The sequence below is a fragment of the Paenibacillus hebaui genome (assembly GCF_051934385.1).
GTDB lineage: Bacteria > Bacillota > Bacilli > Paenibacillales > Paenibacillaceae > Paenibacillus.
In genome coordinates this window covers 5,141,769-5,156,600 of the sequence record NZ_CP196836.1, presented here as the reverse complement: position 1 = coordinate 5,156,600, position 14,832 = coordinate 5,141,769, and the positions used below count along the sequence as shown (strand labels likewise).

The following is a 14,832-nucleotide window of genomic DNA, read 5'->3' as shown; positions in this document are numbered from 1 at the left end:
AAACATAGTCATGTAGGTGAGCTTTGATTTTAAAAAATTGGAAGTCGAAGGGAGATTCTATCTGTGAAAAAAATAATTACAGCTGCTTTATCCATCGCACTGTGCCTTGAGGTTGTTGTTCCTACGGTGATGCTTGCAGCCCCAAATGCACTAGAAGCTAGCGTAAGTCAACTTTCACAAGAAAAACAAAACTATATTTTCTTAGAAGGTAAGCCGGGAGACGCGCATCTTATATATACGTATGAAAGCAATGGAGATACGTATAAAGTTGAAGAAAGAGCTAATAAGGACTTTACTGAGGTTAATAGCACAATATATGTGAAGAATGCTGAAGGGGAATTTGTTGAGCATGCAATTCAAAATGCTATCATCGATACCCAGAATTCTCTTTTCCAAGTTACTACTAATGAGAATGGAGTAATTGAAACAGAAACACAAAATTTTGGTGTCGATACAACTGATCTCTCAACTATCCCCAATATTACTGTGCGTCCTGATAGAGGCGATTTGATTCCCCCTTTTGATAGCTATATGGGAGGTGCAGTATCTGCCTGGTATTACGGTTCTTGGGTAGATGGTAGTAGCAGAATTGAAAGATATACTGTCACTGCTGTGACAGCATTAATATTTGCGTTAGCAACGGCTGCGAACCCATCAGCTGCAGTTGTGACAACTACTGTAGGTGCTGTGGCACCTACCTTTGTTCAAGATCAAATTCCACTTGTATATTATAAACGACGGTATGCAGAGAAAAAATCCTTAGTTGCTACTACTATCATTGTCGGATCTAAATGGGACACTATTTTTTATAGTAATTCAGCCCGTACAAGTGAGATAGGGCATACAACCGCAACGAAATTTTTAAGCGGATATGTGGCGGATTAATATGAATCTGAAAATTTTTCTTAAAAACTTCTTGGGATTCTTCATACTCTGCAGCATGGTATTTATTATATTTAATATGCTAATACGGCATAGAACTTGGGATGAAATCGATCATATGCTGAACGTATTCAGCGCTATTATATTTAGTACAGTAGTAGGTATTTCAAAAGCAAGGAAGTAATTTTCTTTACTTGATCTCCCTAAATGACTATAAAACTCGTAGCATCACTCATTTATTAAGCGCCTTCGGCGCTTTTTTATTATGGCTTTAGCCAGTTGAGCAGCAAAACCTCGTCAACAGAAGCGTGGTTACAGTATCGGAATGCCAAAACCGCCGTAATATCCGCTGGCGCTAATAATACATACGGTCATCCCAATCCAGGAGTGCTTGAACGGCTTGAGGCTACGGGCACAGATATCTATCGAACAGATTAAATGGGTGAGATCCAGATGAGAATTAAAGATGGGAAGATTAATGTTCGTTACAAATTGTTGAGGGATGACAAATGAATTAGAAGACGAAATTAATTATTGTCGTAAAGTCAAAGAAACAGTTAAAGCAGAAGAAACCATTAGCGGATATCCAAACGGGCAATTATCTAAGTGAAAATAACATCAGTTCCAATATTCTTGTGTTTACAAACTCAATAGGTATTTGGTAAAATTATACAAATGCAATGACGAGAAGAGTAAATAAGGTTTACTTTAACAGAGAACTCTGGTAGCTGAAAAAGAGTATAGGCGATCTTATTGAACCAAATCTTTGAGCATCACATCGGAACTTGAACCAGTTCGGGGGATGGTGTGACAGGGGCTCCTGTTACAGAGCTAGAGTATAAGTATGTGTTGGCATACCGTACTTGATGAGGCTAATCTGATGACAGATTAGCGAACTGGGGTGGTACCACGACGAGATCTCGTCCCCAAGAATTCGTTCTTGGAGGTGAGATTTTTTATTTTTTCGGAGAAGCAGAAAGTTAATTACTATTAATAATCCTTATAAACGGTATGAAGATCATTATGGAGAGGAGATATGAATTCAATGATGAAAGCTTATTGGAAATATTTCTTATACATCCTTAATCACAAATTGAATGTTCTCATTGAATGTTGGAAGGAAGGTTTGTATATTCAGGGGATTATTCATGATTGGTCAAAATTTTCACCGGCTGAGTTCTTTCCCTATGCCAAAAAATTCTACTCTGGGAAACCTCTAAACTTAGAAGATGAGCTGAATTGGAAATACGCATGGCTCCGTCACCAACGTAAAAACAAGCATCATTGGGAATATTGGGTTGTTAATCCCGACACGAAGGAGGTATTACCCATGCCAAGGAAGTATGTCATCGAGATGGTATGTGATTGGCGCTCCTTTTCAAGAAAATGGGGCAGAAAGGTAAAAGAACCTACACTAAACCTTACAGATAGCATAGTTGTTCATCCTGTAACGAAAAGAGAACTTGAGCTTCTAACATCCCGAGGGAAAGATTGACCACAAAGCTAACGGGAAACGTTACTTTAATCACATCATGGAACAGTTTGCTGTTGGCACTGCTCCATTTTTGAATTTTTTTACATTCAGCAGCCTGAAGAAGGTACACCATGATCTGTTCAATGAACTTAGCAATCATGTAGAACGAATCTCATCCAAGTACAATCACCATCTATCACGAAAAGTAGTTATTGAAGTATATCCTGATCTGCCATCATTTCACCAAGCGGTCGGAGAAATGGATGCTCCCAATTGGTTCATGGGTATGTATGAAGGGAATATTCTGAAAATTGTATCTCCATTAAATCCAGGACCGGAGCATACCTATCAATCGATTCTTAAAGGCACGGTTCACTTGTTCACAATATGGCTGATTAGTGAAATTAATTCGAAGACTCCAAAATGGATCAGGCAGGGGATCGGTGGATATGAAGCCAAGCTGATGACTCAGGACTATATTGAAGGTACCACGGAAGAGGCGATCCATAATTTAGCGATCCCAACTTTCGAACAATTAGATAATGATACCTGGGATTTTGAGACGATGAAGGGTTTTCAGTTCTCGTATATGTTCGTGGAATTTGTCGTTCAGCAATATGGGATAGGTCCTTTAAACAAATTAATCCGTAACCCTCAGGATTTTGATGGGATCTTTCAATGTTCCGAGGTGGAGTTGCATCAAAAAAATAGTTGAGTATATCAAAAAGTAACCCATAATAACTTTGAAAATGAGATTAAACTAACGAATATCGGCGTATTTGAATCAGTTTATTTAAACTTCCCAAAAGCAGAACGTAAGATCTGCTCACTTTTATTCTGGACTGATCAGTTCAGATATGTTATATTTCCATGATGGGAGGTGTTACTAATCGCCAGAACAAAAGAGTTTAACAAAGATCAAGTGCTGCACCAAGCGATGCTGTTATTTTGGGAAAAAGGATATGAGGCAGCCAGCATACCGGATTTACTGGAAGTGATGGGCATTAGCCGATCCAGTCTTTACGATACTTTTTCCGACAAACAAACCTTGTATTCGGCCGCCCTGGAGCATTATAAAAAGGGGAGCTTTTATAAACAGGCTATTCTTGAACGGGCATCAACCGTTAGAGATGGAATTCTTCAATTTTTCGAGCATCATATTGCTTCAGCATACGATACCAGCCTGCCGGGTGGGTGTTTTGTAACGAATGCCGCTACTACATTAGATTCGCCAGATGAAAAAATAAATGAGTTGATAAAGACTAGTTTCTTGGATTTAGAACTAGCTTTTTGTGAGCTCTTGGAAAAGGGTCAACAATCGGGCGAAATTGATAAAACGACTGATATCAAAGCATTGTCTTATTTATTGCTGAATTTACATCAAAGCATTAATATTATGGCAAAAACAGGTCAAGATCCAGAACGCGCAAAAGAGATGATAAGCTTTGTAATTGCAGGCGTATAATTTTTTTGACCATATTGGAACAATCGTTCCGTTATCGTGATTTATTATAATTATGAAGGTAATATTTTGAAAGGAACTGCAGGCATATCATTTTTTTTTGCTCATATTGGAACGAACGTTCCGATATGGTGTAATCCATCATAAATACGGAGATGAGACTCATGAAGGTATCGTTTATCGGGCTTGGAAATATGGGCTTACCCATGGCACAAAATCTGTTGGAAGCAGGTTATGAATTAACCATCTTTAATCGGACCCCTGAAAAAGTCGAACCATTATTGAAACAAGGAGCGCGCTATGCCGAAACACCGCTAGAGGCAGCAAAAGAAAGCAATCTTGTAATAACCATGCTTTCTGACGATGCCGCTTTGGAGGAGGTTGTTGAGGGGCCGAATGGTGTTCTGAATGGATTATCGGAAAATGGAGTTCACATATCTGCCAGTACGATTAGCGTAGATCTGGCTCGGAAGTTATCCGCCGCGCATGCGGAGAGAAAGCAACACTTTGTATCTGCCACGGTGCTGGGGCGTCCGGATGCCGCTAAAGCAGCTACATTGCGCATCATTTTGGCAGGTCCGGAACAAGCAAAACAACGGGTACTTCCAGTTTTAACAGCATTGGGTCAAGAGATATTTGAGATTGGAGATCACGGTGAAGAAGGAAACGTTGTAAAAATAGGCGTTAACTTTTTAATTGCTTCGATGCTGGAAGCTTTGTCGGAAGCGCAGCTAATGGTAGAAAAGCACGGTATCGAGCCAGCCCGATTTATGGATGTCGTGAATGCTCTTTTTCAATCTCCGGTATATCAGAACTATGGAGCGATCATGGCCGAACAGCGTTTTGAACCGGCTGGTTTTAAAATGAAGCTTGGAATGAAGGATGTTGCATTAGCTATAGAGGCAGCTCAGTCCGTTCACGCTCCTCTGCCTTTGGGAGAACTGATCCATCATCATTTGTATGAAGGGGTGGCCCGTGGTTATGGTGAGCTGGATTGGACCGCTTTAATTCGTTGTCTGGAGCATTCTTATTAAAAATAGGGTTGAGCCGCTTCTGCTGGGTGAATTTCAGGAGAAAAAACAAAAAAAGGATGAGATGAATTATGGAAATAGGCATTACTTCGTTTGTAGAAACAAAGCCCGATATGGAGACCGGAATTGTGATGAGCCACGCACAGCGATTACGCGAAGTTGTCGAAGAAATCGTTCTTGCCGATCGGGTTGGATTGGATGTTTTTGGGATAGGTGAGCATCATCGGGAAGATTATGCAGCTTCTTCACCCGCAATGGTGTTGTCCGCTGCCGCCCCTCTAACTAAACGGATTCGATTGACGAGTGCTGTGACGGTCCTTTCATCCGCTGATCCTGTGCGAGTGTTTCAGGATTTTGCCACGCTTGATGGCATCTCCAATGGACGTGCCGAAATTATAGCAGGCCGGGGTTCCTTCGTTGAATCCTTTCCGTTGTTTGGCTATGACTTACATGACTATGAAGAATTATTTAATGAAAACATCGAACTGCTTCTGAAAATACGGGAATCCGAGAAAGTAACATGGCAAGGAGGCCATCGGTCAGCAATACATAATCTGGGTGTGTACCCGCGGCCCATTCAGTCCTCTTTACCCATATGGATTGGCAGCGGGGGTAACCAAGAGTCAGCCGTACGTGCAGGACTTCTGGGCCTGCCGATGGTCCTCGCTATTATCGGTGGAAACCCCACGAATTTTGCGCCGCTTGTACAACTGTATAAACAGGCGGCAGCCCACGCCGGTCATGATGTATCGCGGCTTCAGGTGGGTTCACATTCAATCGGGTTCGTCGCAGAAGATACAGAACGGGCGGCGGATCTCTTCTTTCCGTCAACCCAGTACGGCATGAATAAGCTCGGAAAAGAGCGGGGATGGGGGCATTACGATCGTTCGAGCTATGATGCCGCCCGACGTTTTGATGGTGCGTTGTATGTTGGTGATCCGGAAACAGTCGCTCAAAAAATCATCCATCTGCGCAAGCATGTAGGGATTACACGTTTCATGATGTATGTCCCATTAAGCACCATGCCGCATGAGTTGGTGATGCGGGCTATAGAGCTGCTCGGTACAGAGGTGGCTCCACGGGTACGAGAGGAAATTTCCAAGTGGGAAGCAGAAATGAGATAAGATTGATCTATGGGGAAAATGTGAACGAACGAATTTGATTTGGAGGGGTTTTCATGAGTATTGAAACACGTATACGACCAGAATTAAAAGAGGTATATTCACAATTTCCAGGGTTTCAATTGGAGGAGAATTTAGAGTGGAGCAGGAGCTTAGTGTCGGCTGCGCCTGTGAAGAGATCAGAGGATGTAAACACAACCCGTCGGAAAATTCCGGGGGCTGGAGGCGAGATGCTGGTGAAAATTTATGAGCCTGCCGGGCGAACGGATGACTTGCTTCCAGCCATGTTATGGATTCACGGGGGCGGGTACGTGTTGGGACATCCTGATATGGACGACGAGTTGTGTGAACGCTTCGTTCAGACAGCTGAATGCGTTGTTGTATCGGTCGATTATAGGCTTGCTCCCGAGCATCCTTACCCGGCGGCGATTGAAGATTGTTATGCAGGCTTGGTATGGATGACGGAGGAGGCAGAATTGCTTGGCATTGATGTGAATCGGGTTGCCATTGCCGGTGCAAGCGGTGGTGGCGGGCTGACAGCAGCACTCGCGCTGATGGCACGTGATCAAGGAGGACCGTCTATCATCTTCCAAATGCCGTTGTACCCGATGCTTGACAACCGTAACATCACGCCGTCAAGCCATGAGATTACGGAAGAAGGCGCAGTCTGGAACCGAAAGGACAACTTGGCAGCTTGGAACATGTACCTGGGCGAGGAGAACGATGTTAGCGCGGGATCTCCCTATGCGGTACCGTCTATAGCGGACAACTTGGCAGGATTGCCGCCTACCTACACATGTGTAGGTCAACTCGATCTATTCCGAGACGAAACGATCGAGTATGTAACACGACTTGCACAAGCAGGTGTGGATGTCGAATTTCAATTGTATCCCGGTTGCTTTCACCTTTTCGAAATATTCGTTCCAGAAACAGAAGTGAGTCAGCGCGCCATTCAGGGCTATATGGATGCAATGGACCGAGCACTGCATCCCAAAAAGAGCCATTGTTGATATCCATCCAACCGCATTATTCATCACATCAGGACCTTTTATCTAATGGAAAACGTTAGTTCAAAAAGCATGGGGCAGTCTGCAGGTTGGCAGGCTGCTTCTTTTATTTGTCGAGCTGAAAGGCAGAAAGTAAGCTTAATAAAGTTCTCCGTTAAGGAAACCAAGATCACGTGGTGTTGACGTACTAGAAGCACAGCCAATAACAAATCTTGTATTGCAGGATAATGGGTATATTTACCGAATAGTAGTTAGGCACAGGTTAAACTAGTACAACAGTGGCACTAGGGCACAGAAAGAGAAGGGGAACAGACACATGGATAGTTTACAGACTACAGACAAAAAGATTAATGCAACAAAGAGGTATCAGGTTACATGGTTTAGGCTGACACTTGGTATATGGATTGGAATGATGATAACCAGTATATTGGTTGGTTCGTCCTCTGTGAATGCAGCGTCATCTTCAAGCCGTTCAATCGTGTCAGTCATCGACAGGAACAACTATGTATTGGATGATGGTACCATCTGGTCCAAAGGGAGCGTCAGTGGTGTATGGACGCAGAGTCGGAACCTGATCGGTATCTCCAACGCCGACACCCACTCGATCTTCGGCTGGAATGCGAACGGGCAGGTCATTGGATGGGATAGGGATAATGCACATAAACCAGAGTTTACCCAATACAATGGAATAGTAAAGGTATATGGGCATGGATTAGTTCTTCTTCAAGATGGAACACTTCATACTAAAGGGGAACAGATTAAAGGCTTGGAATCCATCATTGATGTTGGACCGGATCAGGGGGAATATTTTTTTAGCGCATTATCCTCGTCTGGAGATGTGTATTACGCCAGCTATGGAAACAAAGTGCGTAAAGCAGACAACGTACCTAACGGTAAAGCGATTGCACTGAACAGCGCGTATGCGGCTGTGTTGAAGAATGATGGCTCTGTAGTGATTGTAAGTGTGTTGTACAAGGATGAACAGGTAACGATTGCGAATGATGTGCAGTCAATAACCTGGTTAGGAGATAAGCATAAGTTGCTTGCGGTAAAGAGTGATGGAACCGTATGGAGTTATGATGGAACTGCCAAATACAAGTCTGAGCAGTTGCCGGGATTAACGAATGTTAACCAAGTTGTATACTCTGCTGATCTTGGTGAATTGTATGCAAAATTGCAGGACGGTTCCTGGATTATGTATGACAATGGAAAAATTACACCTCTCTTAGCTCCATCATTAAAAGAAGTAACGTTGACGGCATCTTCCAAAGAAGCAGTTATTGGAGATTCAATCCCACTTACTGTTCAGGAGAAATATAGCAACGGGTTCAAAACCAAGCGTACACCTTTGCCTGAAGAAATAACAGTGGAACAGCCGCAAGTTGCACAGATTCAAGCAGACGGCAAACTAAAGGTTACAGGCATGGGAACAACCAAAGTAACGTTAAAGAAAGGTGATCTGACTTCGAGCTTCCAGTTGAATGTTGACTCACAGCAAAAGTTGTCAGGTGCTGCATTGTTGGAGGGAACTATATATTTACCAGTACAGTCCGTTTTGAAGACATTAGGAGCCAAAGTTGATGTTAAAGGTTCATCTTTTGAGATTCAATATGGAAATGACAGAATTGTTTTGCGAAAAGGAAGTGCTATTGCGCGATTTAACAACAAAGAACTTAAGATGAAAGGGAAAGTACAAACCATCGGAGGACAAACGGTATTTCCTGCGCATCTGTTAAGTCAGACGGCGGGCATTCAAGTTCGGTGGGATGCAGAGTTGAAACAGGCCAAAGTTCTGGTTGGAAAGTCAGTCATTATGGTTGAGTCGAAGGATACACAAGCGTTAATCAAGAAAAAAGAACTGGGCAGTCTTAGTCGATTGATCGGAAAGACGTATTGGATCAACGATTACACGGATCTTGGGCGACGTTTCAGCAAAGTGACCATAACAGATATTAAGATTGAGAAGTTTAACTCTGAAGATAAGAGCTACTCTGTTGTGTTCCGTAATGCAAAAGGAAAAACAGTTATTGCTTATGCAGGAGGTACTGCATCTACCGTGACAGAGATGCTGGCAAATATCGATCAATTCTTCCCCTACGATCCTTATCAAAAATATAAATGGTCCCAGTCCACATGGAATAAGATTATTGCTGGAGAAGTCGCTTTGGGGATGACAACGACACAGGCGCGCTGGGCGTGGGGAGATCCAAATAGCATTACGCACGAAACGAGTTCAAAAGGCAAGATCGAAGTTTGGGTGTATGCTAGCTCTGCAGGAATAAGAGCTTTAGGTTTTGTTGATGGCAAACTGATGGTGAGGTACTGAAGTTGTACACCAATTAGTTTTTTCATTTGATTGCAAGTGACAGCACAAAAAAGCCCGCTTTCCGTTACTTCCCACCAGAGAGTATATCGGAAAACGGGCCATTTTTTAAAATGTTGGACGAATAAAAGAATTATTCCACACCATCTTTAAAATGTTTGTTCCAGTGTTTGTCACCTTTGTGTAACAGATCTTCAACGGTTTTCTCAAGTGTAAGCAAGAGCTGTGCTCTTACATCAAGTACCGTTTCTCTGTACAGGCGTTCTTCCGATCCGACAATTTTATCCCCGTACAACGCCTGTGCAGCCGTGTATTTTCGGTGTTCCTCAACCAAAGTATCAATACTTTGCAATGCATGCTCCACAAAATGGGAAATACTTTGGTATTCTTTGGGCAGTTGTTCTTTTAAAGCTTGAATTTTTGCAAGAGCTGGCATGCTCATCACCTCGTGTTTATGAATGTAAATTTACAATACATAATTTTCATGAAAATTGCATTAAAAATAGCTTAAATTTGGACAAATTTCGACTTTTTTTTATTTTAGGACCAAAAAAAGTGGTTAGCTATAATGTATGCTATGGCAATTAAATTGAGTCGTGTAAGTATTGGAATGAGTTTTGATCTGGTTTGGTGACTCATTATGCAATTTCTGTTATTCTAAGAGGAGATTTTAGCGGCCCCATACATAAGCCGTTATTTTGTTATGGCAATATAAAAAAAATACTTAACTTTGCAACAATTTTATTGATGGTCACGTCTGTAAGGTTGCAGGGAGAGGGGGATCCTTTGTGGTAGAGCCGGAACTCATCAGAGCCGCTCAATCGGGCGATCGCGACGCTCTAATTACCCTATTGCGGGAGATTGAACAACACGTCTATCGGACCGCATATTACATTCTAAATAATGAACAGGACGCTTTGGATGCTGCTCAGGAAGCGTTGATCCGAATTTACACCAAGATTAATTCGTATGAGGAAAAGGCCCAGTTTAAGACATGGGTTCAACGCATCGTCACGAACATCTGTATTGATAAATTCAGAAGAACCAAACCATCCGTCTCCATTGACGAACATGATATGGTTTTTCAGGACAATCAGGATGTGGAATTCGAAGTGATGTCCACATATGTGGCAAAGGATATTCAGGACGCAATTAACAAGCTTCCCGAGCATCATCGTACCGTTATTGTTCTCAGATACTTGCAGGATTTATCCTACAACGAAATTGCGGATTGTCTTGATCTTCCGTTAAATACCGTGAAATCTTATTTGTTCAGAGCCAGACAGCAATTGCAAAATCTACTACAGGAGTATCAGAAAGGTGGTGTGACAGGATGAAATGCGAAGAGGTGGTGGAAAGGATGCACCGGTATCTGGATCATGATCTGGGCGAGGCGGAAACAGCGCAAATGCTACAGCATGTGGCCATATGCCCGGAGTGCGCCGAGAATTTTAGTTTACTCAGAGCTCTTTCCAGAGAACTGGAAGAATTACCGCAAGTGAGCCCGAAGTTTAGTTTGGTTGATGCGATTATGCCACAATTGGATGCCATTGACGAAGCGCGGAGGGAACAAAGTAGCACAATTCAAGAAATGAGTCCTGTCCCCGCGGCATTTGAGAATTTACAGCGTTCAAGTGAGCGGAAAACGAAGCAAAAATGGCTTAATTCCATGGTGGGACGAATGTCGATGGGTGCAGCAGCTGCAGTTGTACTGGGATTTGCGATCTGGGGATATCAGCCAGAACAGATTGAAAATGCGGATTTGGCTATGATGAGATCCGGAAGTGCTCAAGAGAGTGGCAATGTCGATCAGAATCCATTAAGCAAAGATGTTAATAATAATGATTCGGCAACTTCGCCCGGAGAAAGTAGCAACGATGTATTTGTTCGTGAATCAAATGATTCCTCAACTGAAGGAGATAACCCAGGATCAGAAACCATTCCTGAAGAGAATGGTGTAGATAAGGTACAGGAGCCTGAAGTAAAAGTACAGGAAGACCCAACGCCTAAACAACCTGCGACTGAATCGACGCCTACCACGAATAAAGGCGTCAAGGATGACGTTAAACCCAATTCCAATTCTTCCGAGAGTAAGAAGGATTTGGACCCGAATCCAGAGTCTCGGCAGGGAAATCAGGACTCGGGTAGTGCTACGGTACCTCCGGCAAGTTCAGAAGAGAATGGAACGACCGTACCGGATAATGGAGATCCAAAATCGTTCAGCGCGCAGGATGTAATGCCTAATGTTAACGAGGATGCGCCGGTAGAAGATAGTACTAATCCCGATTCCGGGACAGTAACAGAATCTGCTGGAGGGAATAAGGGGTTAGTCGGTCCTGAGCAGGAAATATCTACAGCCGCAACTCCAAAAGAATGGAAATCACCGGACGGCTCCTATCTGGTCATGCTGACCGGAGATCAAATTAGTATCTACTCCAGACCTGCCAATGACCCGGACGTTCTTAATTTGGTCGAACAGCGCAATGTAGAAGGGACACTGAAGACAGCTAGTTGGTCTAAGGATAGTACCCAATTCAATTACGAGACGGACAAGGACGGAACAACCGAGAAAAAATCGTTTAATGTATCTTCCAGCTCGGGTGGAACCTCCACGAAATAAGTGAATATACTGAAGCAACAACAACGTCCTATCTCAGTTAAAACAACTGACGTCGTATGACCGCGTGCCAGCTTTTTCTAGAACTGCTGGTGTCAGCGTTTATATAGATGTAGGACAAGGGGCCTTCATCCGTTAATCGGATGTAAGGTCCCTTTGTTGTCTGTCGCTTTTTCTGGTAGGATAAGAGGGATAAGGAGGCACCGTGATGGATGTGAAAAGTGCAACAAAAGCAATACGCAGTGGAGAAACGGCGCCAATCTATGTGCTGTATGGAACGGAGAAATACCAGATACAGCAATTTACGGATATGTTAAAAGAACAGGTTATTGAAGAAGAACATCGTGATTTTGCAATTATTCCATATGATTTGTCTGAAACAGCTGTGGAGCTTGTGATTGAAGAAGCCGAGACGGTACCTTTTCTAGTTCCACGTAAACTGATTATCGTTCGAGATGCCAACCTGTTCACAGCAGGCAAAGATTCCAAGATCGATCACCAGGTAGACCGGCTGCTTACATATATGGAGAATCCGGCAGATTATAGTATTATTGTTTTTCTGGCTCAAGGGGATAAGCTCGATGAACGTAAGAAACTGGTGAAGGCTGTCAAGAAACAGGCGGTAGTTCTCTCTTTTGCTCCGCTGAGTGGCGAGGAACTGCTCAGTTGGGTTGTGAAGCTGGCGAAGCAGCGGGATGTTTCCTTTGAAGCTGGAGCGGCTGATCTGCTCATAAGCTATGCTGGAACAGGTCTGCAGACGTTATCCGCTGAAGTGGATAAGCTGTGTTTGTATGCGGGTAACGGAGGCATGATCAAACGCTCTGATATCGAGTCACTGGTTGCACGTAGTACGGAGCAGAATGTGTTTGCGCTGGTGGAGGAACTCGCCAATTTGCGGCTGGAGAAAGCGTTGGGTCTCTTTTATGAGTTGCTGAAGCAACGGGAAGAACCGATCAAAATTGCTGCATTAATCGCTCGCCAGTTTCGAATTATGATCCAGGTGAAAGAACTGGGCCAGCACAGCTATTCACAACAGCAAATTGCGAGCCAACTCGGTTTGCATCCATATGCCGTGAAAATCGCTGGTGAGCAGGCCCGCAAGTTTCAAGCCGAACGCTTGAGGCTGATTCTGAGTCACTTAAGCGAACTGGATTATCAGTTGAAGACAGGAGCAGTGGATAAAGTGTTGGGACTTGAGCTGTTCTTGCTAAGGCTTGGAGCATAATATAGTTATACGACAAAGCGACCCGTGTTCTGCTGATACTTAATCAACGGAATACGGGTCGCTTTGTTTGTGTAAGTGCTTATAGAATCAGATACTAAAAAATCCTGAAAGCTCGTGCTGTTCAGGATTTTTCCATTTAGATCGTATAAGTAACGCTTCTTACGCTTGTGCGGAAAGAGCGTTCAGTTTTTTCGCCAAGCGAGACTTTTTGCGTGCAGCTGCATTTTTATGAACCAGACCTTTAGTTACAGCCTTGTCCAGCTTTTTGGAAGCAGCTTGAATCGCAGCTTTTGCAGTATCAACTTCGTTACTTACCAGGGCAGCATCAGCAGCTTTAACAGCTGTACGAAGTGCAGACTTCTGGGAAGCGTTGAGAGCGTGGCGCTTTTCGTTCGTTTTTACGCGTTTAACAGCGGATTTGATGTTTGGCATTACATTCACCTCCTGTAAGGCATTTGCATGAATACAAACGTTTCACAACTTAAAATATTCTAGCACGCTGGCATGCAAATTGCAACAGATTTTCCTACGATATTGCGTGACGCTGTATAAAGCACGCCCTTTTCCCACACAATATGCTCAAATGCGGTAAGGGAGGCATGAACCGATGACACTCGATTTGCAAAACTATACAGTTCGCACCGACTTGGCGATCGACTCCAAGGAGATGGCTCAGGGTGGACAGAAACAGACCATTCCCGGGCTACGGGAAGATGTGGAAAAGAAAGATGGCATCACCATCACACGGATTGATGTATTGGATGAAGTCGCCGCGAAGGCAATCGGACGTGTGAAGGGTCACTACGTCACATTGGAGGTTCCGACACTCCGTAACGGGGATACAGAACTTCAGGGACGGGTCGCGGCTGAATTCACACGTGAAATGGAAGATTTCATGATCAAAGCAGGAATTAACAAGACGTCCAAGGTGCTTATTGTTGGTTTAGGCAACCTGAATGTAACCCCCGATTCGCTCGGACCATTGGTCGTGGAGAATCTGATGGTCACCCGTCAGTATTTTGAATTGGTGCCCGATCAGGTGGCGCCAGGTTATCGCGAAGTCAGTGCCATTGCTCCAGGTGTACTGGGTACAACAGGTATTGAGTCCAGTGACATCGTGCAAGGCATTGTGGAACGAACCAAGCCGGATGCGATTATTGCGATTGATGCTCTGGCCTCCCGTTCCTTGGAACGTGTGAATACAACAATTCAGGTAGCAGACATTGGGATCCACCCCGGTTCAGGTATCGGCAATAAACGACGTGGATTGACACGTGAAATTTTGGGCGTTCCCTGCATTGCCATCGGTGTACCAACAGTATGTTATGCGTCTACTATCGTAAATAACGCCATCGAAATGATGCGAACCCATTTCCGGCAGGAAACCGATCAGACCAAACAGATTATGGGTATGCTGGACGATATCGGTGAAGAAGACCGCCTTAGTTTGGTAAAAGAAGTACTGGAGCCGTTGGGTCATGATCTGATTGTAACGCCAAAGGAAATCGATGAATTTATTGAGGGAATTGCAAACGTTATTGCTTCGGGCCTGAATGCTGCATTACATGATGCAGTTAATCCTGACAATGTAGCTGCCTATACCCATTAAAAACTAAACCTCCTGACAAGAAGGTCCGAATCTATCGGACTTTCTTTTTTGTTTATTAATCTTCTTTTCCTGTTCTATCAA

15 protein-coding genes and 1 other annotated feature are annotated in these 14,832 nt (G+C 43.6%); of the genes, 13 read left to right on the top strand and 2 right to left on the bottom strand.

Annotation, left to right across the window (positions count from 1 at the left end):
• Window positions 1-63: 63 nt before the first annotated feature.
• The 9 genes from ACR32F_RS23425 (at window position 64) to ACR32F_RS23385 (ending at window position 9,303) form a co-directional block, all read left to right on the top strand.
• A complete protein-coding gene (locus ACR32F_RS23425) occupies window positions 64-885 on the top strand; it encodes a hypothetical protein (protein ID WP_440111256.1) in 822 nt (273 codons plus the stop codon).
• 276 nt (window positions 886-1,161) lie between these two features.
• Window positions 1,162-1,320 carry a hypothetical protein gene (locus ACR32F_RS23420; RefSeq protein ID WP_440111254.1) on the top strand — a complete coding sequence of 53 codons (159 nt, stop codon included), beginning with the start codon at window positions 1,162-1,164 and terminating at the stop codon, window positions 1,318-1,320.
• Window positions 1,321-1,553: 233 nt separating this feature from the next.
• Window positions 1,554-1,813: a binding site (T-box leader), on the top strand.
• A 114-nt stretch (window positions 1,814-1,927) separates the two neighbouring features.
• Window positions 1,928-2,377, top strand: coding sequence for a DUF5662 family protein (locus tag ACR32F_RS23415; protein ID WP_440111252.1), 450 nt, complete (start codon window positions 1,928-1,930; stop codon window positions 2,375-2,377).
• Window positions 2,378-2,447: 70 nt separating this feature from the next.
• Window positions 2,448-3,071: a hypothetical protein gene (locus tag ACR32F_RS23410; RefSeq protein ID WP_440111250.1), complete on the top strand. Its 624-nt coding sequence runs from the start codon at window positions 2,448-2,450 to the stop codon at window positions 3,069-3,071.
• A gap of 165 nt (window positions 3,072-3,236) precedes the next feature.
• Window positions 3,237-3,821 (top strand): TetR/AcrR family transcriptional regulator, encoded by a 585-nt coding sequence (locus tag ACR32F_RS23405; RefSeq protein WP_440111248.1) that lies wholly within the window; start codon window positions 3,237-3,239, stop codon window positions 3,819-3,821.
• Between the two features lie 161 nt (window positions 3,822-3,982).
• The gene (locus ACR32F_RS23400; protein WP_440111246.1) at window positions 3,983-4,852 is read left to right on the top strand and encodes an NAD(P)-dependent oxidoreductase; all 870 of its coding nucleotides are present in this window, start codon (window positions 3,983-3,985) and stop codon (window positions 4,850-4,852) included.
• A gap of 68 nt (window positions 4,853-4,920) precedes the next feature.
• Window positions 4,921-5,973, top strand: a complete 1,053-nt coding sequence (locus tag ACR32F_RS23395) for an LLM class flavin-dependent oxidoreductase (protein ID WP_440111244.1) — start codon at window positions 4,921-4,923, stop codon at window positions 5,971-5,973.
• Window positions 5,974-6,026: 53 nt separating this feature from the next.
• Window positions 6,027-6,980, top strand: coding sequence for an alpha/beta hydrolase (locus ACR32F_RS23390; protein ID WP_440111242.1), 954 nt, complete (start codon window positions 6,027-6,029; stop codon window positions 6,978-6,980).
• Window positions 6,981-7,293: 313 nt separating this feature from the next.
• Window positions 7,294-9,303, top strand: a complete 2,010-nt coding sequence (locus ACR32F_RS23385; RefSeq protein WP_440111240.1) for a stalk domain-containing protein — start codon at window positions 7,294-7,296, stop codon at window positions 9,301-9,303.
• Window positions 9,304-9,433: 130 nt separating this feature from the next.
• Here the strand turns inward: ACR32F_RS23385 and ACR32F_RS23380 are convergent, their stop codons facing one another.
• Complete coding sequence (locus ACR32F_RS23380) at window positions 9,434-9,736, bottom strand: hypothetical protein (RefSeq protein ID WP_440111238.1); 303 nt, start codon at window positions 9,734-9,736, stop codon at window positions 9,434-9,436.
• 352 nt (window positions 9,737-10,088) lie between these two features.
• On the opposite strand from ACR32F_RS23380, the gene ACR32F_RS23375 reads away from it, so the two are divergent.
• The 3 genes from ACR32F_RS23375 to holA all read left to right on the top strand — a co-directional run bounded on the left by ACR32F_RS23375 (window position 10,089) and on the right by holA (window position 13,142).
• Window positions 10,089-10,637: an RNA polymerase sigma factor gene (locus ACR32F_RS23375; RefSeq protein ID WP_440111236.1), complete on the top strand. Its 549-nt coding sequence runs from the start codon at window positions 10,089-10,091 to the stop codon at window positions 10,635-10,637.
• On the top strand, window positions 10,634-11,920 hold the full coding sequence (locus ACR32F_RS23370) for an anti-sigma factor family protein (protein ID WP_440111234.1): 1,287 nt from the start codon (window positions 10,634-10,636) through the stop codon (window positions 11,918-11,920). Before ACR32F_RS23375 ends, ACR32F_RS23370 begins: the two co-directional genes overlap by 4 nt.
• 205 nt (window positions 11,921-12,125) lie before the next feature.
• A complete protein-coding gene (gene holA / locus ACR32F_RS23365; protein ID WP_440111232.1) occupies window positions 12,126-13,142 on the top strand; it encodes a DNA polymerase III subunit delta in 1,017 nt (338 codons plus the stop codon).
• Between the two features lie 159 nt (window positions 13,143-13,301).
• Here holA and rpsT read toward each other — a convergent pair whose 3' ends face one another.
• Window positions 13,302-13,574 (bottom strand): 30S ribosomal protein S20, encoded by a 273-nt coding sequence (gene rpsT, locus ACR32F_RS23360; RefSeq protein WP_440111230.1) that lies wholly within the window; start codon window positions 13,572-13,574, stop codon window positions 13,302-13,304.
• A gap of 175 nt (window positions 13,575-13,749) precedes the next feature.
• Between rpsT and gpr the strand changes: the two genes are divergently transcribed.
• Complete coding sequence (gpr, locus tag ACR32F_RS23355) at window positions 13,750-14,751, top strand: GPR endopeptidase (protein ID WP_440111228.1); 1,002 nt, start codon at window positions 13,750-13,752, stop codon at window positions 14,749-14,751.
• Window positions 14,752-14,832: the final 81 nt, after the last annotated feature.

Bases quoted from the DNA above. Each gene is read 5' to 3' on its own strand.
- ACR32F_RS23415 (WP_440111252.1), top strand. From the start codon at position 1,928: ATGATGAAAGCTTATTGGAAATATTTCTTATACATCCTTAATCACAAA.
- ACR32F_RS23400 (WP_440111246.1), top strand. From the start codon at position 3,983: ATGAAGGTATCGTTTATCGGGCTTGGAAATATGGGCTTACCCATGGCA.
- ACR32F_RS23395 (WP_440111244.1), top strand. From the start codon at position 4,921: ATGGAAATAGGCATTACTTCGTTTGTAGAAACAAAGCCCGATATGGAG.
- ACR32F_RS23390 (WP_440111242.1), top strand. From the start codon at position 6,027: ATGAGTATTGAAACACGTATACGACCAGAATTAAAAGAGGTATATTCA.
- ACR32F_RS23385 (WP_440111240.1), top strand. From the start codon at position 7,294: ATGGATAGTTTACAGACTACAGACAAAAAGATTAATGCAACAAAGAGG.
- ACR32F_RS23380 (WP_440111238.1), bottom strand. From the start codon at position 9,736: ATGCCAGCTCTTGCAAAAATTCAAGCTTTAAAAGAACAACTGCCCAAA.
- ACR32F_RS23370 (WP_440111234.1), top strand. From the start codon at position 10,634: ATGAAATGCGAAGAGGTGGTGGAAAGGATGCACCGGTATCTGGATCAT.
- holA (WP_440111232.1), top strand. From the start codon at position 12,126: ATGGATGTGAAAAGTGCAACAAAAGCAATACGCAGTGGAGAAACGGCG.
- rpsT (WP_440111230.1), bottom strand. From the start codon at position 13,574: ATGCCAAACATCAAATCCGCTGTTAAACGCGTAAAAACGAACGAAAAG.
- gpr (WP_440111228.1), top strand. From the start codon at position 13,750: ATGACACTCGATTTGCAAAACTATACAGTTCGCACCGACTTGGCGATC.